This window comes from Kineococcus sp. DHX-1 (assembly GCF_042473625.1).
GTDB lineage: Bacteria > Actinomycetota > Actinomycetes > Actinomycetales > Kineococcaceae > Kineococcus.
The window spans coordinates 3,507,519-3,529,164 of sequence record NZ_CP170445.1 but is presented as its reverse complement, the minus strand read 5'-3'; the positions used below and the strand labels follow the sequence as shown (position 1 = coordinate 3,529,164).

At 73.9% G+C, this 21,646-nt stretch carries 20 protein-coding genes; 10 read left to right on the top strand and 10 right to left on the bottom strand.

The window, feature by feature from the left end; translation table 11 throughout:
• Positions 1–224: 224 nt before the first annotated feature.
• The 4 genes from ACFEMC_RS16855 to ACFEMC_RS16840 form a co-directional block, all read right to left on the bottom strand.
• The gene (locus ACFEMC_RS16855) at positions 225–2,072 is read right to left on the bottom strand and encodes an acetyl/propionyl/methylcrotonyl-CoA carboxylase subunit alpha (RefSeq protein ID WP_380176844.1); all 1,848 of its coding nucleotides are present in this window, start codon (positions 2,070–2,072) and stop codon (positions 225–227) included.
• A gap of 116 nt (positions 2,073–2,188) precedes the next feature.
• Positions 2,189–2,830 (bottom strand): Maf family protein, encoded by a 642-nt coding sequence (locus tag ACFEMC_RS16850; protein WP_380170711.1) that lies wholly within the window; start codon positions 2,828–2,830, stop codon positions 2,189–2,191.
• A 152-nt stretch (positions 2,831–2,982) separates the two neighbouring features.
• Positions 2,983–4,635 carry a DUF885 domain-containing protein gene (locus tag ACFEMC_RS16845; protein WP_380170710.1) on the bottom strand — a complete coding sequence of 551 codons (1,653 nt, stop codon included), beginning with the start codon at positions 4,633–4,635 and terminating at the stop codon, positions 2,983–2,985.
• 36 nt (positions 4,636–4,671) lie between these two features.
• On the bottom strand, positions 4,672–5,694 hold the full coding sequence (locus ACFEMC_RS16840; RefSeq protein ID WP_380170709.1) for an iron-siderophore ABC transporter substrate-binding protein: 1,023 nt from the start codon (positions 5,692–5,694) through the stop codon (positions 4,672–4,674).
• A gap of 84 nt (positions 5,695–5,778) precedes the next feature.
• On the opposite strand from ACFEMC_RS16840, the gene ACFEMC_RS16835 reads away from it, so the two are divergent.
• Entirely contained in the window at positions 5,779–6,597 is an 819-nt protein-coding gene (locus ACFEMC_RS16835) for a biotin--[acetyl-CoA-carboxylase] ligase (RefSeq protein WP_380170708.1), read from the top strand.
• Here ACFEMC_RS16835 and ACFEMC_RS16830 read toward each other — a convergent pair.
• Positions 6,538–7,122, bottom strand: coding sequence for a GtrA family protein (locus ACFEMC_RS16830; RefSeq protein WP_380170707.1), 585 nt, complete (start codon positions 7,120–7,122; stop codon positions 6,538–6,540). The two genes, ACFEMC_RS16835 and ACFEMC_RS16830, sit on opposite strands and share 60 nt — an antisense overlap.
• Before the next feature lie 348 nt (positions 7,123–7,470).
• Here ACFEMC_RS16830 and ACFEMC_RS16825 point away from each other — a divergent pair, with 348 nt between their 5' ends.
• Complete coding sequence (locus ACFEMC_RS16825) at positions 7,471–8,721, top strand: 5-(carboxyamino)imidazole ribonucleotide synthase (RefSeq protein ID WP_380170706.1); 1,251 nt, start codon at positions 7,471–7,473, stop codon at positions 8,719–8,721.
• A complete protein-coding gene (gene purE / locus ACFEMC_RS16820) occupies positions 8,718–9,239 on the top strand; it encodes a 5-(carboxyamino)imidazole ribonucleotide mutase (protein ID WP_380170705.1) in 522 nt (173 codons plus the stop codon). The genes ACFEMC_RS16825 and purE overlap by 4 nt, the downstream gene beginning before the upstream one ends.
• A gap of 266 nt (positions 9,240–9,505) precedes the next feature.
• Here purE and ACFEMC_RS16815 read toward each other — a convergent pair whose 3' ends face one another.
• Entirely contained in the window at positions 9,506–9,964 is a 459-nt protein-coding gene (locus tag ACFEMC_RS16815) for a DIP1984 family protein (RefSeq protein ID WP_380170704.1), read from the bottom strand.
• A 93-nt stretch (positions 9,965–10,057) separates the two neighbouring features.
• Between ACFEMC_RS16815 and ACFEMC_RS16810 the strand changes: the two genes are divergently transcribed.
• Together ACFEMC_RS16810 and ACFEMC_RS16805 are read left to right on the top strand one after the other, a co-directional pair.
• Complete coding sequence (locus tag ACFEMC_RS16810; RefSeq protein ID WP_380170703.1) at positions 10,058–11,347, top strand: alpha/beta fold hydrolase; 1,290 nt, start codon at positions 10,058–10,060, stop codon at positions 11,345–11,347.
• 106 nt (positions 11,348–11,453) lie between these two features.
• On the top strand, positions 11,454–13,217 hold the full coding sequence (locus ACFEMC_RS16805; RefSeq protein WP_380170702.1) for a S8 family serine peptidase: 1,764 nt from the start codon (positions 11,454–11,456) through the stop codon (positions 13,215–13,217).
• A gap of 71 nt (positions 13,218–13,288) precedes the next feature.
• Here ACFEMC_RS16805 and ACFEMC_RS16800 read toward each other — a convergent pair whose 3' ends face one another.
• Entirely contained in the window at positions 13,289–14,524 is a 1,236-nt protein-coding gene (locus ACFEMC_RS16800) for an LCP family protein (protein ID WP_380170701.1), read from the bottom strand.
• Positions 14,525–14,664: 140 nt separating this feature from the next.
• Entirely contained in the window at positions 14,665–15,993 is a 1,329-nt protein-coding gene (locus ACFEMC_RS16795; RefSeq protein WP_380170700.1) for a UDP-glucose dehydrogenase family protein, read from the bottom strand.
• A 206-nt stretch (positions 15,994–16,199) separates the two neighbouring features.
• Between ACFEMC_RS16795 and ACFEMC_RS16790 the strand changes: the two genes are divergently transcribed.
• Positions 16,200–17,261, top strand: coding sequence for a cell wall-binding repeat-containing protein (locus ACFEMC_RS16790; protein WP_380170699.1), 1,062 nt, complete (start codon positions 16,200–16,202; stop codon positions 17,259–17,261).
• Between the two features lie 9 nt (positions 17,262–17,270).
• Here ACFEMC_RS16790 and ACFEMC_RS16785 read toward each other — a convergent pair whose 3' ends face one another.
• Complete coding sequence (locus ACFEMC_RS16785; protein ID WP_380170698.1) at positions 17,271–17,645, bottom strand: DUF2304 domain-containing protein; 375 nt, start codon at positions 17,643–17,645, stop codon at positions 17,271–17,273.
• A gap of 2 nt (positions 17,646–17,647) precedes the next feature.
• Positions 17,648–18,370: a glycosyltransferase family 2 protein gene (locus ACFEMC_RS16780; protein ID WP_380170697.1), complete on the bottom strand. Its 723-nt coding sequence runs from the start codon at positions 18,368–18,370 to the stop codon at positions 17,648–17,650.
• A gap of 59 nt (positions 18,371–18,429) precedes the next feature.
• Between ACFEMC_RS16780 and ACFEMC_RS16775 the strand changes: the two genes are divergently transcribed.
• The 4 genes from ACFEMC_RS16775 to ACFEMC_RS16760 all read left to right on the top strand — a co-directional run bounded on the left by ACFEMC_RS16775 (position 18,430) and on the right by ACFEMC_RS16760 (position 21,587).
• Positions 18,430–20,247 carry an ABC transporter ATP-binding protein gene (locus tag ACFEMC_RS16775; RefSeq protein WP_380170696.1) on the top strand — a complete coding sequence of 606 codons (1,818 nt, stop codon included), beginning with the start codon at positions 18,430–18,432 and terminating at the stop codon, positions 20,245–20,247.
• A 139-nt stretch (positions 20,248–20,386) separates the two neighbouring features.
• The gene (locus tag ACFEMC_RS16770; RefSeq protein ID WP_380170695.1) at positions 20,387–20,764 is read left to right on the top strand and encodes a hypothetical protein; all 378 of its coding nucleotides are present in this window, start codon (positions 20,387–20,389) and stop codon (positions 20,762–20,764) included.
• Positions 20,761–21,291, top strand: coding sequence for a methyltransferase family protein (locus ACFEMC_RS16765; protein ID WP_380170694.1), 531 nt, complete (start codon positions 20,761–20,763; stop codon positions 21,289–21,291). Before ACFEMC_RS16770 ends, ACFEMC_RS16765 begins: the two co-directional genes overlap by 4 nt.
• Complete coding sequence (locus ACFEMC_RS16760; protein WP_380170693.1) at positions 21,288–21,587, top strand: Dabb family protein; 300 nt, start codon at positions 21,288–21,290, stop codon at positions 21,585–21,587. The genes ACFEMC_RS16765 and ACFEMC_RS16760 overlap by 4 nt, the downstream gene beginning before the upstream one ends.
• The last annotated feature ends 59 nt before the right edge of the window (positions 21,588–21,646 follow it).

Here is a 21,646-nt window from a genome sequence, read left to right as displayed (position 1 = left end):
GAGACTTTCGGGACGCGGGTGCATTCGTTCACCGCAGAGGGTGAAGATCGCCACGCTTCGCGCGGGGGCGCTCACCGAGGGCGAAGAAGCACCGCGTCCGTCAAACGCTTCGTCCCGGGTTCTGCACCGGGGGTGACGATAACAATGAGGTCACGAAGTGCGGGGGTGTGACCGGCTGCTGGGCCCCGCGCCGTCGCGGGACCCGGCTCGCCGGCGGTGCGGGGTCAGGCGTCGACGATCTCGCAGAGCACGGCGCCGGTCGTCGTCGTGTCGCCCGGCTTGGCGGTGAGCCCGGAGACGACGCCTGCGCGGTGCGCGAGCAGCGGCTGCTCCATCTTCATGGCCTCCAGCACGGCGACGAGGTCGCCCTCGGCCACCGTGTCGCCCTCGGCGACGTCGATCTTCACGATCGTCCCCTGCATGGGGGTGAGGAGCGCGTGCGGGTTCTTCGCCGACCCACCGGCCGCCGCGCCCTTCTTCTGGCCGCGGTGCGTGGCCGAGCGGTACGCACGCGCGACCGCGGCCCCCGTCGCGACACCGGCGCGGGAGATCTCGTGCCCGGCGCGGGACAGCTGAGCGTTGAGCTGCTCGACCGGGATCGACACCTCCAGGCGCTTCCCGGCGACCTCGACGACGATCGTCTCCCGGTGCGCCGCAGCACCTTCGGCGGCCTCGAGGGCGCCGGAACCAGGCATCCTCGACGCGTCGAACTCGGGGGACTCGATCCAGCGCGTGTGGACGGTGAAACCCTCGGCGGTCCTCGCGGCGAACGCCGGGTCGGCCACGACCGTGCGGTGGAACGGGATGACCGTCGGGACGCCCTCGACGACGAACTCGCCGAGCGCGCGGGCCGCGCGGGCCAGGGCCTGCTCGCGCGTCGCCCCCGTCACGATGAGCTTGGCCAGCAGGGAGTCGAAGTCCTGGGAGATCTCGACCCCGCCGCTGACGGCCGCGGCGCGGGGGTCGATGCCCGTGTCCACGCGCACGCCCGGACCGGACGGCAGCGAGAACCGGGTGAGCTTGCCGGGGCGCGGCAGGAAGTTCGCGCTCGGGTCCTCGCCGTTGATGCGGAACTCGATGGAGTGCCCGCGGGTGGCCACCTCCGTGTAGCCGAGGTGCTCGCCGCGGGCGATGCGGAACTGCTCGGTGACGAGGTCGATGCCGCTGACCTCCTCGGTCACCGTGTGCTCGACCTGCAGCCGGGTGTTCACCTCGAGGAAGGCGAGCGTCCCGTCGGCGGCGACGAGGAACTCGACCGTCCCCGCGCCGACGTAGCCGGCCTCGGCGACGATCGCGAGCGACGCGCGGCGCAGTTCGGCGTCCTGCTCGGGGGTGAGGAACGGCGCGGGCGCCTCCTCGACGAGCTTCTGGTGGCGGCGCTGCAGCGAGCAGTCGCGCGTGGAGACCACGACGGCGCCGCCGTGCGCATCGGCCAGCACCTGCGTCTCGACGTGCCGGGGGCGGTCGAGGTAGCGCTCGACGAAGCACTCGCCCCGGCCGAACGCGGCCTCGGCCTCGCGGACCGCGGAGGCGAACAGTTCCGGCACGTCCTCGCGGGTGCGGGCGACCTTCAACCCGCGGCCGCCGCCGCCGAACGCCGCCTTGATGGCGATGGGCAGGCCGTGCTCGTCGACGAAGGCGAGCACCTCCTCCGGGCCCTCGACCGGGTCCGGGGTCCCGGCCACGAGCGGGGCGCCCGCGCGGGCCGCGAGGTGGCGGGCGGACACCTTGTCGCCCAGGGCCTCGATGGCCGCCGGCGGCGGGCCGATCCACGTCAGCCCCGCGTCGACGACGGCCTGCGCGAACGCGGCGTTCTCCGACAGGAACCCGTAGCCGGGGTGGACGGCGTCCGCGCCGGAGCGCTGCGCGACGGCGATGATCTTGCCGATGTCGAGGTAGGAGTCCTTGGCCGACTTCCCACCGAGCGCGAACGCCTCGTCGGCGCTGCGCACGTGCAGGGCGTCCCGGTCCCCCTCGGAGTACACGGCCACCGACGCCAGGCCCGCGTCCCGGGCGGCGCGGACGACGCGCACCGCGATCTCCCCGCGGTTCGCGACGAGGACCTTCGTCACCGGACCGGTGATCCCCGACGTCCGGCTCGACGTCGGGCTGGTCGGCTCGGGGGAGGTCATGCGGCGTCTCCGGGAGGTCGAGGGTGGGGTGGGACGAGGGCTGAGACTACCCGCGCCTACGCCTCGCGCGTCGCCCACAGGTCCGGCCACGCGACGCCCGCCTCGCGGACCAGGTCGCGCAGCAGCGGCAGCGAGACGCCGACCACGGCGTGGTGGTCGCCCTCGATCCCGCGGACGAACGCCCCGCCCAGCCCGTCGACCGTGAACGCCCCCGCCACCTGCAGCGGTTCGCCCGTCGCGACGTACGCCTCGATCTCGGCGTCGGTGACGTCGGCGAAGTGGACCGTCACGCTCGCGACGCCCCCGATCGTCGCGCCCGAGCCGTCCTCGCGGTCGTCGATGAGCCAGTGCCCGGTGTGCAGGACCCCGCTCTTCCCCCGCATCGCCTTCCAGCGCCGGACGGCGTCCGCGGCGTCGGCGGGCTTGCCGAGGACCTCGACACCCTCGCCGAGGTCGACGGCCAGGACGGAGTCGCATCCCAGGACGAGGTGGTCCTCGGGCCGGTCCTCGTTCCCCGCGACGTCCTCGGCCTTCGCCTTGGCCAGCACGAGGCAGACGTCCTCGGCGTCGGTGACGCCGTACCGCTCGACGACGGCGGGTTCGTCGACCCCGGAGACGAGGACGGCCGGGTCCAGCCCCGCGGCGCGGAGCGTGGCCAGGCGGGCGGGGGAGGCGGAGGCGAGGAGCAGCGACGTCACGGCGGCATGGTTCCACGTCCCCGCCCACCCCCGTTCCCCGTCACCGCGCGTGGCCGCCGTGGGGGGTCGTTGACGCTACGCGCCGAACCTACGGGCGCGATGCGTCAACGACCCCCACCCGACGACCACGCGCAGTGACGGGGAGGAGAGGGTCAGGGGAGCAGCGCGGAGCGGAGGACGTCGAGGCCGACGGAGCCGACGTCGAGGGCCCGACGGTGGAAGGCCTTGAGGTCGAACGAGGCGCCCTGCGCCGCGGCGACGTCGTCGCGCAGCGCCGTCCACAGCCGTTCGCCGACCTTGTAGCTCGGCGCCTGACCGGCCCAGCCGAGGTAGCGGTCGAGCTCGAAGCGCAGCACGTCGGGGTGGTTGCCGGACACCGACTGCAGGTAGGCCCACGCCTTCTCGTACGTCCACGCGCCACCACCGACCTCGGCCGGGGCGGGCATCCCGCAGTGGACGCCGATGTCGAGGACGACGCGGCCGGCGCGCAGCAGCTGCGCGTCGAGCATCCCCAGCACCTCGCCCGGCCCGCGCAGGAACCCCAGGTCCTGCATGAGCCGCTCGGCGTACAGCGCCCAGCCCTCGCCGTGCCCGGAGATCCAGCAGCCCTGCCGCCGCCAGCGGTTGAGCACCTCGCTGCGCACGGCCGTCTGCCCGATCTGCAGGTGGTGGCCGGGGACGCCCTCGTGGTGGACGGTCGTCGCCTCCCGCCACGTGGAGAACCGGGTCTGACCGGTCGGCACGGCCCACCACATCCGGCCCGGACGGGAGAAGTCCTCGCTCGGGCCGGTGTAGTAGATGCCGCCGCCCGTGGTCGGCGCGATCCGGCACTCCAGCCGGCGGATCTGCTCGGGGATGTCGAAGTGCTTGCCCTGCACCGCGTCGACGGTCTCGTCGGAGCGGTCCTGCATCCACGCCCGGAAGTTCGCGGCGCCCTCGACGACGGCGGACGGGGCGGCGTCCAGGACCTCGGCGGCCGCGGCCACGTCCGGCGCACCGCACACCTGGCGCGCCACGTCGGCCATCTCGGCCCGCAACCGCGCGACCTCCTCCAGCCCCCACGCGTAGGTCTCGTCGAGGTCGACGCGCGCGCCGACGAACCACTGCGACCACAGCGCGTACCGGTCCCGGCCCACGGCGTCCGTCGGCGGGGCCTGCGGCAGGAGCTCCTCGTCCAGGAACCGGGCGAGCTCGCCGTAGGCGCGGGCCGCGGCGGCGCCGGCGCGTTCGACGTCGTCGCCGTGACCGGCGGCGAAGGAGGCGAAGAACCCGTCCGGTGCCGCGTACGACGACGCCTCCACGACGCAGGCGCGGACCTGCCGCACCGCCGCCACCCGCCCGGTCGCCGCCCCGGCCCGCAGGCTCTCGACGTACCCGGCCACGGCGGCGGGGACGGCCGCGAGCCGTTCGCCCACGACCTGCCAGTCCGCGTCGGACTCCGTCGGCAGCAGGTCGAAGACCATCCGCAGGTCCTGGACGGGGGAGGCGATGACGTTGAGGTCGCCGAGCAGCTCCCCGGCCTCCTCCAGGGCGACCTCCAGGCCGAGCCGGTCCCGCATCGCGGCGAGGGTCACCGCGTCGACCTCGTCGACGGGACCGGAGCGTTCGGCCTCGTCCAGCGCGGCGAGCGTCGCCCGGTCCACCGCCGCGACCGCGGCCAGCCCCGCCGGCGAGCGGTCACCGAGCCCGGCGGCCGCGTCGGGCACGCCCAGGCTCAGCGCCAGCGTCGGCTGCAGGCGCAGCACCGTCTCGAGGTGTCGTTCGGCCACCGCGTCGATGGCCGTCGCCGGCCGCTGCTCGTCCACGCGGCGAGCCTAGTGATCACCTCCGAGGTGCACCGCTCAGAGGGTGGGGGCCTTCTGCGCCGCCGCGTCGAGCATCGGCACGAGCCGGTCCAGCAGCCACGGCACGCTGAGCACCGTCGCCGAGGTCGCGGTGACGAGCAGCTTGTCGTCGAGGTAGGCGACGGCGTCCGCGGCCACGGCCGGCATCGTCGCGTAGACGGGGTCGGCGCGGAGCTGGTCGCGGGTGATCTCGCCGTAGCCGACGAGGACCTGGCTGTCGATGTCGCGCACCCGCTCCTTGGCGATCTCGACGTAGAACTCGTCGGGGTTGGCCTTGGCCAGGGACTCGATGCCGGGGGCGTCCACCATGCCGAGGGAGCGCATGAGGTCCACGCGGGCGTCACCGGGCAGGTAGGCCGACATCCCCGTCGAGGTCGCGTAGACGTAGGTGAACGTCTTGCCCTTGAGCGAGGGAGTCGCGGCCGCGCGGTTCGCAAGGTCGTCCTCGGTGTCCGCGACGAGCTTCTCGGCCTCGGCGGACTTGCCGACGGCCTGGCCGATCATCGTGGCCGACTCCTGCCACGTCGTCAGCCACGGCCCCTTCGGGTACCCGACGGTCGGCGCGATGGCCTCGAGCTTGCTGTAGTCCTGCGCGGTGATCCCGGAGTTCACGGCGAGGACGAGGTCGGGGGCGAGCGCCGCGATCTGCTCGAACGGGATCTCCTGGCTCGACGGCGCCGGCAGGAACGTCGTCGTGGCCTTGTCGAAGTGGCCCGCCCACCACGGCAGCGTCCCGTCCTCCAGCCCGCCCCACGTGACCTCGGGGATGCCGACGGGCTGCAGACCCAGCGCCCACAGCACGTCCTGCGACCCCCAGCCCAGGCAGACGATGCGCTGCGGCGCAGCCTCCACCGTGGTCTTCCCCAGCGCGTGCTCGATGGTGACGGGGAAGGCGCTCGCCCCGGCGGAGCCGGAGCTGCTGGGCGCGGCCGCCGGCTCCTGCGTGGAGGAGGACCCGCAGGCGCTCGCGATCGCGACGACGGGGACGGTGGCCAGCAGGGCGCGGCGGGACGTGCGCACGGGTGCTCCTCGGGAGGGAGTGGGACAGGGGGTCTGGCAAGGGCAGGCTCACCTCACCACACGTCGGGCCCGTTGGGAAATCCCGTGGGGGAGGATGCCGGTGTGGACCCCGCCTGGAGCGACCTCGACCGCCCGCCGCTGCGCGCCGCCGCCCTGCGCAGCGCGCTCGTCGGACCCGGTGCCTGGACGCGGCTGAACGCCGTCGCGAGCACCGGGTCGACCAACGCGGACCTGCTCGCCGACGAGGCGGCGCCCGACGGCTCGGTCCTCGTCGCCGACCACCAGGACGCCGGTCGCGGGCGGCTCGGCCGGACCTGGACGGCCCCGCCGCGGTCGTCGCTGGCGGTGTCCGTCCTCCTGCGCCCCGCGGTGCCGACGCAGCGGTGGTCTCTGCTGCCGCTCGTCACGGGCCTCGCCGTGGTCGACGCGCTGACCGCCGTCGGCGTCGAGGCCGGCCTGAAGTGGCCCAACGACGTCCTCGTCACCGGGCCGGACCGGCCGGGGAAGGTGTGCGGGATCCTCGCCGAGGCCCGCGGCGACCGCGTCGTGCTCGGTGCGGGGATCAACGTCTCGCTGCGGACCGAGGAGCTGCCCGTCGAGACCGCGACGTCGTTGGCGCTCGCCGGAGCCCGCACGACCGACCGCGACACCGTGCTGCGCCGGTACCTGCGCGCGCTGCGGCGGCGCGTCGACGCCTGGACGGCGGGGGAGTCCCCGCTGGCGGACTACCGCGCCGTCAGCGCGACGCTCGGGCAGGCCGTGCGGGTCGAGCTGCCCGGCGGGACGACGCTGCAGGGGGAGGCGGTCGACGTCGACGACGACGGCCGGCTGGTCGTGCAGGACTCAGGCGGCGCCCGGACGAGCCTCGCTGCGGGGGACGTCGTCCACCTGCGCCGCGCCTGACGGCTCGGCCGGGGCGTCCCAGCCCTCCTCGCGCAGCTCCTCGACGAAGACGAAGCGGCGGTAGGCCCACCAGCGGAAGAGCGTGCCGAGCGCGACGCCCACGACCTTCGCAGAGATGTTCGACGCCACCGGACCGCGCAGCTCGAGCACGTAGTACGTGAAGCCCAGGCAGGCCAGCGAGATGAGCAGGCCGACGCCGTTCATGACGAAGAACAGCAGCAGCTCGCGCTGGGCCGACGCGCGCCGGCGGTGGCGGAACGTCCAGTACCGGTTGCCCAGCCAGGCCACCACGATGCTCGCCACGACCGAGATGACGTTGGCCGTCAACGGCTTGTGGTTCAGGACGCCGACACCGTCCGGACCCGCGTACCGCAACAGGTTGAAGATGCCGAAGTCCGTGACGAACGCCACGGCGCCGACGATGCCGAACTTGGCGGCCTCGCGGGCCAGGACCTCGTAGGTGTCGCGCAACCTGCGCACGAGACCCCGCTCGCCCTGCTGGTCCCCGCTCAACGCCTTGCTCAACACGCATCCCCTCAGTCGGTGGCCGTACGTCCTGCGGCCACGCAGTCTGACGGGTCAGGCTGGGAACCGGCTCCAGATCACCGTTCCGCCGGGGCGCGTGTCTCGCGCCGGGTGCTCCGGGGGTCCAGGTGGTCCTCCATCTTCATCGCTCCGACGATGCCGACGACGACGAACGCCACACAGGCGATCACGGTGAACAACGAACTTCCCCCTCCGTGGGTACGCGCCGCAGTCCCACGACGCGCCGGGACCAGGGTGACGCACGCCACGCGGGCGGGCATCTCGGGGTCCATCGGCCGAACGGGTGACTTCCTGACCTGCGCTGCGAGCCCACTACCCTCGGACCCCGTGACCGCCTCGTCCCCCGTCTCGTCGTCTGCGGCCGGTCGGCCGGACCCGGCCCCCTACGCCCGCCCCGGTGGCTTCCCCGTCGTCGGCGTCGTCGGCGGCGGGCAGCTCGCCCGCATGATGCAGCCGGCCGCGACCGCCCTCGGCCTGCGGCTGCGCGTCCTGGCCGAGGGACCCGACGTGGCGGCGGCGCAGGTCATCACGCCCGCCCCGGTCGGCGCGGCGGACGACCTCGAGGCGCTCGTCGCCTTCGCGTCGGAGTGCGACGCCGTCACCTTCGACCACGAGCACGTCCCGGGTCCGGGCCTGCGGGCCATGGCCGAGGTCACCAGCGTGCAGCCCGGGGCGGACGCCCTCGTCCACGCCCAGGACAAGGTCGTCATGCGCGAGCGCCTCACCGCGCTCGGGGTCCCCTGCCCCGCGTGGGCGCGGGTGACCGACCGGGCCGCGGTCGAGGCCTTCGCGGCCGACGCCGGCTGGCCCGTCGTCGTGAAGACCCCGCGCGGCGGCTACGACGGCAAGGGCGTGCTCGTCCTGGACGGCCCCGACGACGCGGGGTGGGCCACCGCCGACGCGTGGTTCGCCGACTGGGCCGACCGCGGCGGCCTGCTGGCCGAGGAGCACGTCCCCTTCACCCGCGAGCTCGCCGCCCTCGTCGCCCGCAGCCCTTCGGGGCAGGCGGCCGCCTGGCCCGTCGTGGAGACGGCGCAGCGCGACGGCGTCTGCCACGAGGTCACGGCCCCCGCCCCCGACCTCGACGCCGACCTGGCCGCCGAGCTCACCGACGTCGCCCTGCGCATCGCCGGCGGCCTCGGGGTCACGGGCGTGCTGGCCGTGGAGGTCTTCGAGGTCGAGCGCGAGGGGCGGCGCACGTTCGTCGTCAACGAGCTCGCCATGCGCCCGCACAACTCCGGGCACTGGAGCATCGACGGCGCCGTGACGAGCCAGTTCGAGAACCACCTGCGGGCCGTCCTGGACCTGCCGCTGGGCTCGACGGCGGCGCGATCGCCCTGGACGGTCATGGTGAACGTGCTGGGGCCGAAGGAGATCCAGACCCGGCACGAGGACCTGTACCGGTCCTACCTGCACGTCATGGCGCACGACCCGGGCGTCAAGGTGCACCTGTACGGCAAGGAGCAGCGGCCCGGCCGCAAGCTCGGTCACGTCACCGTCTACGGCGACGACCTGGACAGCGTCCGCGCGCGTGCCCGGCACGCGGCGGCCTTCATCGCGGGGGAGATCGACGAATGAGTGACGTTCGCGTCGGCGTGGTCATGGGGTCCGACTCCGACTGGCCCGTCATGGAGGAGGCCGCCAAGGCGCTGGAGGAGTTCGGCGTCGGCTACGAGGCCGACGTCGTCTCGGCGCACCGGATGCCGCAGGACATGGTCGCGTGGGGCTCCGCCGCCGCCGGTCGCGGGCTGCAGGTCGTCATCGCCGGAGCCGGGGGTGCCGCGCACCTGCCGGGGATGCTTGCGAGCGTGACCCCGCTGCCGGTCATCGGCGTCCCGGTGCCGCTGCGCTACCTCGACGGCATGGACTCGCTGCTGTCGATCGTCCAGATGCCCGCCGGCGTGCCCGTCGCGACGGTCTCCATCGGGGGCGCCCGCAACGCCGGGCTGCTCGCCGTCCGCATCCTCGCCGCCGCCGACGCCGACCTGCGGGCGCGCATGGTCGAGTTCCAGGACGGACTGCGGCAGACCGCGTACGACAAGGGCTCGACGCTGCGCGCCCGCACCCGGCGCGGGGGCGTCGGCTTCGGGAGCTGACGCGCCGCGCGGGGCGCGGGCGGGGCGGCGGGTCCCCTGACCCACCCTCACCGGACGGACCGACACACGGTGGTGCTGCGTGCTGGGTGCACCGTGGGTGGTGCGCGGTGCGGGGCTGCTCGGTGCGCGGAGACTCGAACTCCAGGCTGCCCTCCACCTCCAGCGAGTGGCCGTGTTCCCCGCCGGCCACTGCGGGTCGTGTCCGCTCCCGTCCGGCTACCGACTGCCGCCGCCCCTCACTCCCTCTCCGTCCAGTCCAGCTCCGGTCAGTCCAGCAGGTCGTGGGTCCAGTTGGCCTGCTGGATCCGGCCGTCGAGGGTGCGCAGAGTGCGCGCCACCTCGTCGGCCTGCCGGCGCAGGTCCGCGACGGGCAGGGCCGAGAGGTGCCGCAGCTCGCTGCGCAGGTGCCGCGTCCCCTGCCCGGCGGCCGCGTCGGCCGCCGACGTCAGCACCGCGTGCCGCAGGCGGAGCACGTCCCGGGTGGCGAGCGCGTCGGTCATCGTCCCGTCCGGCCCGAGGTCGACCCGGGAGTTCGTGCGGTTGACCTGCGCGATGAGCGTCCCCAGGCGCGTCAGCACCTCACCCACCTCCACGAGCAGCGCCGCGGCGTCCTCGGCGGGTTCCTCACCCTCCTGGTAGCGCGCGTTCGCCGCGATGCGGCTGCGCAGCTGCTCGACCCGGCGCTGGGCGTCGGCGCGCTCGGTGAGCGCTTCGGCGATCTTCACGCCCCGACCGTAGGCGCCGCCGGGCGGACCGTCCACGGGGTTGCGCGAGGGTGTGGGCGAGGCCCCGGTGAGGCCCCCGGTAGCGTCGCCGCCGTGAGCTCCCGCACCGACGGCCCCCTCGTCACCGAGTCCCACCGCGTCGACGGGCACGACGTCCACGAGCACGTGCTCACCGTGCCGCTCGACCACTCCGGAAACCTGCCCGGCACGCTGGAGGTCTTCGCCCGCGAGTACGTCCGCGACGGGCAGCAGGACGCCCCACGCCTGGTGTTCTTCCAGGGCGGGCCGGGGAACCCGTCTCCCCGGCCCGACACGGTCGGCGGCTGGCTGGACCGCGCGCTGGAGGAGTTCCGCGTCGTCCTGCTCGACCAGCGCGGCACGGGTCGCTCGACGCCGCTGGACCGGCAGTCGCTCACCGGGACCCCGGCGGAGCAGGCCGCGCTGCTCCGGCACGTGCGCGCCGACGCGATCGTCGCCGACGCCGAACTCCTGCGGCAGGCCCTCGGCGGGGACACCTGGTCGGCGCTGGGGCAGAGCTACGGCGGGTTCTGCCTCACCACGTACCTCTCGCAGGCGCCGCAGGGGTTGCGGGAGGTGTTCATCACCGCCGGGCTGCCGGGGATCGACCGGACGGCCGACGACGTCTACCGCGCCACGTACGCGCAGACCGCCCGCCGCAACGCCGAGTTCTTCCAGCGCTACCCCCGCGACCTCGCCGTCGCGCAGCGCGTCGCCGACCACCTCGAGGCCGTCGAGGAACTCCTGCCGACGGGGGAGCGGCTGTCGGGCAGGCGGTTCCGCACCCTCGGGATCGCGCTCGGCACGACCTCGGGTTTCGACGCGCTGCACTTCGCCCTCGAGGACCCGTTCACCACCGTGCGCGGCGAGGTCCGGCTGCGCGAGCGGTTCCTGCTGGAGGTCGGGCGGCGGCTGTCGTTCGCCGGGCAGCCGTTGTACGCGCTCGTCCACGAGAGCATCTACGCGCAGGGCGCGGCGACGGACTGGGCCGCCGAACGGGTCCGGGGGGAGTTCGCGGAGTTCGCCCTCGACGCGCCGGAGTTCCGGTTCACCGGCGAGCACGTGTACCCCTGGCAGTTCGAGGAGGACCCCGCGCTCGTGCCGCTGCGCGAGGCCGCGCACCTGCTGGCCGCCGACGCCACCCTGCCCCCGCTCCACGACGCCGAGGTGCTCGCGCGGAACAGCGTGCCGGTCGCCGCCGCGGTGTACGTCGACGACATGTTCGTGCCCTACGAGTTCTCCGCGGCCACGGCCCGCGCAGTCCGCGGGGCCCGGACGTTCGTCACCAACGAGTACCAGCACGACGGGCTGCGGATGGACGGCCGGCGACTGCTCGACGTGCTGCTGGACCTCGCCCGGAAGTGATGCGCGCGAGCACCTAGCGTGCAATCTGCCCAAGGTCAAGGGTTGTCTGTGTGCAGTCTGTGCAGCACACTCTGCCCGGTTGATCCGTTTGAGGCAGGGAGGCCCCGTGCGCAAGATCGTCCTGTCGGCCGCGATGAGCACCGCGCTGCTCGCGACGACGCTGGCGGTGACGCAGTCCGCGTCCGCCGACCCCAGTTCCAGCTCCACCACCACGAGCACGCAGAAGGGCACGGCCACCGTCCAGCAGGGCACCACCCGCTACGTCGTCCTCTACGACGCCGGCGTCAGCGACGCCATGGCCCGCACCGCGATCGCCCAGGCCGGCGGCACGGTGCTGTCCAGCAACGCGCAGGTCGGGTACGCGCTCGTCGAGAGCTCGGCCGCCGACTTCGCCACCAAGGCCGACGGCGCCGCCGGCCTGGTGGGGGCCGCGGCCGACCGCAGCATCGGCAAGGCGCCGGCCGACGCCGCCTCCGGCGCGGACGCCGTCGAGAAGCTGACCGAGGCCGAACGCGCCACCCTGGCCGGTCGTGCGTCCCTCAAGTCGCAGGCCGCCAAGGCCAAGGGCGCCGAACCTCTGGCGTCGCTGCAGTGGGACATGCGGGCCATCGGCGCGACCCCGGAGGGCTCCTACAAGGTCCAGCCCGGCAGCAAGAAGGTCACCGTCGGCATCATCGACACCGGTGTCGACGGCACCCACCCCGACATCGCCCCGAACTTCGACCGGGCCGGCAGCCGCAACTTCGTCACCGACATGCCCGACATCGACGGACCGTGCGAGGTGAAGAGCTGCGTCGACCCCGTCGACGTCGACGACGACGGCCACGGGACCCACGTCGCCAGCACCATCGGCTCGCCGGTCAACGGGCTCGGGATCGCCGGTGTCGCACCGAACGTGAACCTCGTCAACCTGCGCGCCGGCCAGGACTCCGGGTACTTCTTCCTGCAGCCCACCCTCGACGCGCTGACCTTCGCCGGCGACTCCGGCGTCGACGTCGTCAACATGAGCTTCTACGTCGACCCGTGGCTCTACAACTGCCAGGCCAACCCGGCCGACTCCCCGGCCGAGCAGGCGCAGCAGCGCGTCATCGTCGCGGCCGTCCAGCGCGCGATCGACTACGCCCGCAGCAAGGGCGTGCTGCCGATCTCGGCCAGCGGCAACGAGGCCACCGACCTCGGCGCCCCCGGTGTCGACTCCTCCAGCCCCGACTACCCGGTCGACGCCGACGGGAACCCCACCCAGGCCCGCGACCGCACCATCGACAACTCCACCTGCCTCAACGTGCCCGCCGAGAGCAACGGCGTGGTGACGGTGAACTCGACCGGTCCGTCCGGCCGCAAGGCGTACTACTCGAACTTCGGCACCGAGCAGTCCGACGTCTCCGCTCCCGGCGGTGACGCGTACGACACCGCCAACGGCCGCACCTCGCCCGCCGGCATGATCCTCGCGGCCTACCCGGCGAACGTCGCCAAGGCGGAGGGCACGATCGACGCCAACGGCGAGCCGAACACCCCGTTCGTCCTGCGCCAGAAGACGAAGGACGGCAAGGACGCGTACTACCAGTACCTGCAGGGCACGTCGATGGCCGCCCCGCACGCCGCCGGTGTCGCGGCGCTGATCGTCAGCGAGTACGGCAAGCCCGACAAGGCCCACCCGGGCACCCTGACCCTCGACCCGGCGGTCACCCAGGCGATCCTGCTCGGCACGGCGACGGACACCCCGTGCCCGGTCCCGGCGGAGTTCACCTACCGCCGTGTCACCGCGAACGGCCCCGTCACCTCGACGGCGACCTGCGCGGGGACGACCGACGACAACGGGTTCTACGGCGAGGGGATCGTCAACGCGCTGACCGCGGTCACCGAGTTCTGATCCCGTCTGCAGACCAGAGCAGAACGCCCCGTCGGCTGCGGCCGGCGGGGCGTTCTGCGTCACTGGGGGAGTCAGGCCACCAGGGACCGCAGCGCCTCGGTGTCGTCGTTCTTCAGGTCGGTGAACATGGCCAGCGCCTTCTCGGTGTCCCACTTCACCGCGATGCCGTGGCCCGTGCGGTAGTTCGGGTCCGAGACCGGCACGGTCATCGAGATCCCGCCGCTGCCGGTCGCGGCGCGCATCCCGCGCAGGAACCCGACGAGGTCGCTGATGGAGGACTCGTCGTCCACGGTCACCGCGCTCCCGCCCGCGGAGGCGAGGGGGAACGCGCGGAACGGGTTCAGCAGGGTCGACGGGCTGGCGGCCTTGGACATGATGGCGCCGAGGAGTTCCCGCTGGCGCTGCACCCGCCCGAAGTCGCCCTGGACGTCGGTGTACCGGTAGCGCGCGTACCCGAGGGCGGTCTTGCCGTCCATCTCCTGGCACCCCGCCGGGATGTTCAACCCCGCCCGGACGTCGTCCACGGCCTTCGCCGGGCACATCGTGACCCCGCCGACCGCGTTGACGATCTGCGCGAACCCGCCGAAACCGGTCTCGACGTAGTGGTCGATCCGCAATCCCGAGACCTGCTCGACCGTCTCCATGAGCAGCGGCGCGCCGCCGATCGCGAACGCGGCGTTGATCTTGTTCTTGCCGTGGCCCGGGATGGGGACCCACGAGTCGCGCGGGACGCTGATGAGCGCCGCCGGCCCGCCGCCGTCGGGGACGTGCAGCAGCATGATCGTGTCGGTGCGCTGGCCGGAGATGTCGGCCCCGCCCGCGGAGTACTCCGCGAGCTCCTCGGGCGTCATCCCGTCGCGGGAGTCGGACCCGACGATGAGGTACGTCGTGCCGGGTGTCGCGGCGGGTCGTGCACCGGTCGAGGCCGCGGCGATCTGGTCGACCGAGGACCAGCCGCGCCAGGCCAGGGCGACGGGGTAGGTGACGGCCAGGACCACGAGGACGGCGACGACCGCCAGGACGCGCCGCCGCCGGACGTGCGGGCGGCGGGGACGCGGGGGGCGGGGCGCCGGGGTCTGCGGCCGCTCGGCCGGGGGCGCTCCGCCCTCGTCGAGGTTCCGTTGCCCCTCGGGGTCCTGGTCGGGACGCGGGTCGGGACGGTGGAGCTCGGCGAGCCGCTGCTCGCGGCCCGGGGTCTGCGCGGCGGCGGGACGGCCGGAGCTGCGCCGGGGCTTGCCGTAGGTGGTGGAGTGCCAGCGCTGCGCCTCGTCGGCGGAGGTGTCTCGCTCGGGGGGCTCGGCGGGCATGCGCACCACCGTACGGCCGCTCCCGCACCCCACCCGGCCCTGCACACGCGGAAAACACACTTTCCGCCCCGGCCGAGCGCCTCGGCGGGGCGGAAAGAGTGTTTTCCACGGGGGACCGCGCACGACGGCGCGGGGTGGCGTCAGGCGCGCGGGCGGCCCAGCGCGCGGTAGGTCCAGCCGGCGGCGCGCCAGCGGGCGGGGTCCAGGGCGTTGCGGCCGTCGAGGATGCGCTTCTCCTTGACCAGGGAGGAGATCGTGGCCGGTTCCAGGTCGCGGTACTCCTTCCACTCCGTCAGCAGCAGGACGACGTCGGCGCCGCGGACGGCCTCGGGGACGGTCTCGGCGTAGGAGATGTCCGGGACGGCCTTGCGGGCGTTGTCGAGGGCGGCGGGGTCGGTGAGGACCACGTCACCGCCCTGCAGGCGGATCTGCGCGGCGACGTTGAGGGCGGGGGAGTCGCGGATGTCGTCCGACAGCGGCTTGAACGCCGCGCCGAGGACGGCGACGCGCTTGCCGATGAGGGAGCCGTCGCAGACCTCGCGGGCCAGGTCGACCATGCGGATGCGGCGGCGCATGTTGATGGAGTCGACCTCGCGCAGGAAGGTCAGGGTCTGGTCGGCGCCGAGCTCGCCGGCGCGGGCCATGAACGCGCGGATGTCCTTGGGCAGGCAGCCGCCGCCGAAGCCGAGGCCGGCGTTGAGGAACTTGCGGCCGATGCGGTCGTCGTGGCCGATGGCGTCGGCGAGCTGGGTGACGTCGGCGTTGACCTTCTCGCACAGTTCGGCCATCGCGTTGATGAAGGAGATCTTGGTGGCCAGGAAGGAGTTCGCGGCGACCTTGACCAGTTCGGCGGTCTGGTAGTCGGTGACGATCAGGGGGGTGCCGCGGCCCAGGGGGGTGGCGTAGACCTCGTCGAGCAGCGCCTTGGCGGCCTTGCCCTCGGGGGTGCTCTGCCCGCCGGCGACGCCGTAGACGAGGCGGTCGGGGGTCAGGGTGTCCTCGACGGCGTGGCCTTCGCGCAGGAACTCGGGGTTCCAGGCCAGCGCTGCGCCGGGTTCGGAGGCGGCGACCTTGGCGGCGAGGCGGGCGGCGGTGCCGACCGGGACGGTGGACTTGCCGACGACGAGTTCGCCGGGGGCGACGTGGGGCAGCAGGGAGTCCACGGCGGCGTCGACGTACTTCATGTCGGCGGCGAACTCGCCGCGCTTCTGGGGGGTGCCGACGCAGACGAAGTGGACGGCCGAGCCGGCGGCGGCGGACATGTCGGTCGTGAACGTCAGGCGGCCGGTGGCCATGGTGCGTTCGAGCAGTTCGGGCAGTCCCGGTTCGAAGAACGGGGCGCGAGCGGCCTGCAGGGCCGCGACCTTCTCAGGGTCTACGTCGATCCCGATGACCTCGTGCCCCAGCTCGGCCATGCACGCAGCATGGACGGCGCCGAGGTAGCCACATCCGATGACAGTCATCCGCATGACGCGCAGAGTAGCGATCCGTACGCGGTGTGAACACATCCGCGGCCGGACGGGGGAGTGGGACCCGCGTCTCGTGGAGCTCCCGTGAGCACGATCCGGCCATCGTGTGACCGAGCACGCAGGAAGTCGTGACACTCTGTGCCTCAAGATTCGGCCGTTCGGGGTCGAGACCTGCAGCTGACGGCACGTCCCACCGGAAGGTCACCATGCGCTTGCGTCCTCGCACCCTCGGCCTCGCGGCCGCCCTCGCGGTCAGCACGGCCCTCGTCGCCGGGGGCGCACCTGCGACCGCCAGCCCCGGTGTCACCCTCAAGGCCGCCGAGGCCTACCGCGTCTACGGCGCCGACCGCGTCGGCACGGCCATCGCCGCGTCGACGTCCTTCTCCAGCCAGGGGGCCGACTCGGTCGTCCTCACCCGCTCGGACACCTTCGCCGACGCCCTCGCCGGCGCCCCGCTGGCCTCCGACAAGAGCGGCCCGCTGCTCATGACGTCGCGCACCGCGCTGCAGCCGGAGGTCGCGGCGGCGATCAAGAACGTGCTCAAGCCGGGCGGCACCGTCTACCTCCTCGGCGACACCAACGCGTTGTCGGCCGGCGTCGAGAGCTCCGTCAAGGCCCTCGGGTTCCCCACCCAGCGGGTCGCCGGCTCGGACCGCTTCGGCACCGCCGTCGAGATCGCCAAGCTCCTGCCCCAGGCGCAGACCGTCTCGGTCGTCACCGGCTGGAACTTCCCCGACGGCCTCGCCGCGGGCGCGCTCATGGGCGTGCAGGAGGAGACGACGAAGCACAGCATCGGCGTCGTCCTGCTGAGCGACGGCGGGAACCTCGGCTCGACGACCCAGAACTACCTGGGCTCGCGCACCTTCGCGACCAAGCTCGCCATCGGCGGCACGGCCGTCACCGCCGTCGGCCGAGGCACCAGCGGCTGGGCCCAGCTGGCCGGCAACGACCGCTACGAGACCGCCGGCCTCGTCGCCCAGCAGTTCACGTCGAGCGCGTTCTTCAAGGACGCGACGACGATCGTCGGCGTCGCCACGGGCGAGAACTGGCCCGACGCGCTGTCCGGGTCGGCGCTCATGGCCTACGCCGGTGGCCCCATGCTGCTGACCGCCAAGGGGTCGCTGCCGGACAGCACGAAGAACGCGATCAACGTCCTGAAGGCCGACGCGTCATCGAACGGCAAGTCCATCCAGAGCGTCCTGGTCTTCGGTGACCAGAACTCGGTGTCGGACAACGCCTACAACGCGGTGGTCGCGGCCGCGGGCTGACCCGCGACCTCACCCCTGGACGGGCCCGTCACCCTCGTGGTGGCGGGCCTGTTCCGGTGTGGGGGCCTCGTCGAGCGCGAGCCGGCGGGCGAGTTCGGTGACCGTCTCCTCCAGGTGCCGCGCGCGCCGGTAGGAGGAGACGACGAACCCCAGGAACGCGATGACCAGCCCGTACAGGAGCAGGTCCGCGCCGCGGCCGACGCCGACGACGTTCGCCGCGGCCGTGACGGCCGTCGGGACCAGGATGCTGGCCACGGCGAGCGCCACGAGCGCGCCCAGCAGCAACCGCCGCACGGCCTGGTGCCGCGCGCCCGCGGTGCTGCGGACGAGGACGATCCCGACGACGAGCACGACGGCGATGAGCAGGACCTGGATGGCGAGCACGACTACCCCAGCAGCGTTTCGACGAGGATGTTGATGCTGTTCAGCACCGACTGGCCCTTGGAACGGGAGTAGTCCGTGTAGAGGACGTGCACCGGCTGCTCGGCCCAGCGCAGGTCCGAGCGGCCCACCTGGTGGACGATCTCGCTGGCGTGCGCCATCCGGTTGTGCCGGATCCGCAGCGTCTGCGCACCGCGGCGGGAGAACACCCGCAACCCGTTGTGCGCGTCCGTCAGGCGCAGGCCCGTCGTGCGGTTGGTGTAGACGACGGCGGCGCGCAGCACCACCTTCTTCAGCCGGTCCAGCTCGGTGCGCCGGTCCAGGAACCGGCTGCCGAACACGACGTCGAGGTCCTCGTCCTCCAGGCGCCGGACCATCGCGGCGGCGTCCTCGACGCGGTGCTGGCCGTCGGCGTCGAACGTCACGACCGAGCGCGTGCGCGGGTCCCGCAGGGCGTAGGCGATCCCCGTCTGCAGGGCCGCGCCCTGGCCGAGGTTCACGGCGTGCCGGACGACGACCGCGCCGGCGCGTTCGGCCTCGGCGGCGGAGGCGTCCGTGCTGCCGTCGTCGACGCACACGACGTGGGCGAACTGCTCGCGCAGGCCCCGCACCACCCCGGCGATGACGGTCGCCTCGCAGAACAGGGGGACGACGACCCACGTGTCGTCGAACCCGGCGGCGTCGGGGCGCGGCGGGCTCGGGGTGGGGGAGGCGGCTGAGGTGGTCACGGCCCGTCCATCATGGCGCGTCCCCCACCCCACCTCGCGCATCGGCGAGGATGACGCGCGTGAAGTCCCTGCTGTCGACCGTCCGCGCGCTGCTCTCGCTCCTGCCGGCGGGCAGTTCGCGGTTCGTGGCGGTCTACTGCACGTCCCAGGCGTTGCTGTCCGTCTTCGACGTCGCCGCCCTCGGTCTGCTCGCGGTGCTGCTGCCCACGGCGGTCAGCGGGAGCGGCCAGCTCGCCCTCGCCCTGCCCGTGCTCGGCGACCGGGTCAGCACCGTGCAGCTCATCGTCCTCATCTGCGTCGCCAGCCTGCTGCTCGTGGCCAAGTCGCTGGCCCAGCTCGCCCTCGTGCGCTGGGGCGTCGTGCGCTTCGCCGTGCACGAGGTCGACGTGGCCGACCGGCTCGTGCGCGCCTACCTGTCCGCGTCGTGGGCCTACCGGCTGCGCGCGTCGTCGGCGCGGGCGGTCCGCACGGTCGACGAGTCGCTCAACCAGGCGTTCAACGGCTTCCTCATGCCGTTCTCCAGCCTCGTCGCGGAGGTCGCCTCGCTCGTCGCCGTCGGGGCCGTCGTCCTCGTCGCGGCGTGGCAGACGGCGATCGTCGCGGCGGTCTACTTCGGGCTCATCGCGGTCCTGCTCTACTCCGTGATCGCCAAGCGCGCCGCCGCCGCGGGCCGGACGGCCACGTCGGCGTCCGTCGACACGATCCGGCTCGTCCAGGAGTCGTTCGCGACGACGAAGGAGATCACGCTGCGCGGACGCGGCGAGCAGCTCGCCGGCGTCGCGCGCGAGGTGCGCGCGGGCAGTGCCCGGGCCCGCGGGATGGCCTTCTTCTACTCCGTCGGCCCGCGGTTCGTGCTCGAGGCGGCGCTGCTCGGCGGGTTCCTCGTCGTCGGCGGGATCGCCGTCGTGACCCAGGGCGTCACCGAGGCCGTGTCGGCGATCGGCCTGTTCGCGGTGGCGGGGTTCCGCGTCGTGCCGTGCCTGACCCGGTTGCAGTCCGTCTTCGCGACGATGCACGCCCACGAACCCAACGCCCACGAGGTGCTCGACGCGCTGCGCGAGACGGGGGCCACCGACCGCGAGCCGGCCCGCTTCGCGCCCGTCGACCTCGTCGGCCTGCCGCCGGGGGCCGTCGAGATCGTCCTGGAGGACGTCACCTTCGCCTACCCGGGCAGCGAGCGCCCCGCCCTGGACGCGGTCTCGGCGCGCATCCCCGCCGGGGCGCGCGTCGCGGTCGTCGGGCGGTCGGGCTCGGGCAAGTCGACGCTCGTCGACGTCGTCCTGGGCCTGCTGACGCCGTCGTCGGGGCGCGTGCTCGTCGGCGGGACCCCGCTGGCCGACGTCGCCGCGGGCTGGCGCGGGCGCATCGGGTACGTGCCGCAGGAGGTCGCGCTGCTCGACGCCGACGTCGCCGCGAACGTCGCGCTGTCCTGGCGGCGGGAGGAGGTGGACGAGGCGCGCGTGCAGCGGGTCCTCGCCGGCGCCCAGCTCACCGAGGTCGTGGCCGGTCTGCCGCAGGGCCTGTCGACGCCCGTCGGCGAGCGGGGGCTCCGGCTGTCGGGCGGCCAGCGTCAGCGCCTCGGCATCGCCCGCGCCCTCTACACCGACCCGAAGGTGCTCGTCCTGGACGAGGCGACGTCGGCGCTGGACGCCGCCACCGAGGCCGCGGTCACCGCGACCGTCGCGGGTCTGCACGACGACGTCACCGTCCTCGTCGTCGCGCACCGGCTGGCGACGGTCCGCGACTGCGACGCCGTCGTGCTGCTCGAGGAGGGCCGGGTCGTGGACGTCGGCACGTTCGACGAGGTCGTCGCGCGGGTGCCGGACTTCGCCGTCCAGGCGGAGCTGTCCGGGCTGACGGGCGCGCCGGGCGCCTGACGGCGGGCCGGGTGTGCAGGAACGCTGCACCCGTCGGCGCTGGGGGGTGCGACACGCCGGTCCCGAGGGCCTGGTGGGCGGACGGGTGCAGCGTTCCGGTACAGCCGCGCCGGCGACGGTGGTGGGTCATGCTCGGAGGGTGAGCACCGCCCGGTCCCTGGCCGCCGCCTACCTGGGGGTCCAGGCCGCCGCGGTGCCGGTGTGGTGGGCGGGCCTGGGGCTCTCGCCGACGTTCCGACGGCCCTTCGAGCTCGGTGACCCGGCCGTGCTGGACTCCTTCGCCCGCGGCGACGTCGTCCTCGCGCTGGCCTCGGGGACGGCCGCGGCGCTGGCCCGGGCCGGGCACCCCGCGGCGCGGACGGCGGCCGGTCTCGTGACGGGTGTCGTGGCGTGGAGCACCGTCCGCACCTGCCGGTGCGCGGCGGCCAGCCGCAGCGGGGGGCTCGGCGTCGTCGCGATGACGGCCGCGACGGCGGGCAGCGCCGTGGCCTGGGTGCTCGTCCGGTCCCCGCGGTGAGGCTCTACCGCGTCGCCCGGCCCGCGAGTCCTGCGCGGCACCTGGCCAAGACCCTCGGCTGGATGGTCGTGGTCTGGACGCTGGCCCTCCTCGCGCTGCCCGCGGTGCTGCGGACGGCCGAGCGCTGGCTGGGCGTCCCGACGTGGGCGCTGCCCGGGGGCCGGGTGGTGGGGTCCGTTCTCCTCCTCGCCGCCAGCGCGCTCGGGATCCGCTGCGCGGTGGCGATGGCGGGCGGGGAGGGGACGCCGGTGCCCTTCGACGCGGCCGCCCGGCTCGTCGTCACGGGGCCGTACCGCTGGGTCCGCAACCCCATGGCCGTCAGCGGGTGCACGCAGGCCCTCGGCGTGGCGCTGCTGGTCGGATCGCCGTCGTACTACCTCGTCCCGCCCGCGGGGGCGCTGCTGTGGCACGTCGTCATCCGCCCGTCCGAGGAGCGGTTCCTGCTGCAGCGCTTCGGGAGCGCCTACGCCGCCTACCGGGACGCGGTCCCGCTGTGGGTGCCGGCGCGGCTACCGTGGGGCCGGTGATCCAGCACACCGTCGTCTTCACCCTGGTCCACGAGCCCGGTTCCCCCGCCGAGGCGGAGTTCCTCACCGCGGCCCGGCGCGACCTCGGTGCGTTGCCGGGGGTCGGGGAGTTCACGGTCCACCGGCAGGTCAGCGTGAAGAGCCCCGGGTCCTGGCAGTTCTCGATGGTCTTCGCCGACCAGGAGGCGTACGACGCCTACGACGCGCACCCGGTGCACCGCGGCTTCGTGGCCGACCGCTGGGCCCGGGAGGTCGCGGAGTTCCACGAGTTCGACTTCGTGCGCTGGGACGGCTGAGGGGTCCTCGTCCGGGAGTGGCGGGCCCCGGTTCCGAGAACCGCTGGGTAGGGTCCGGA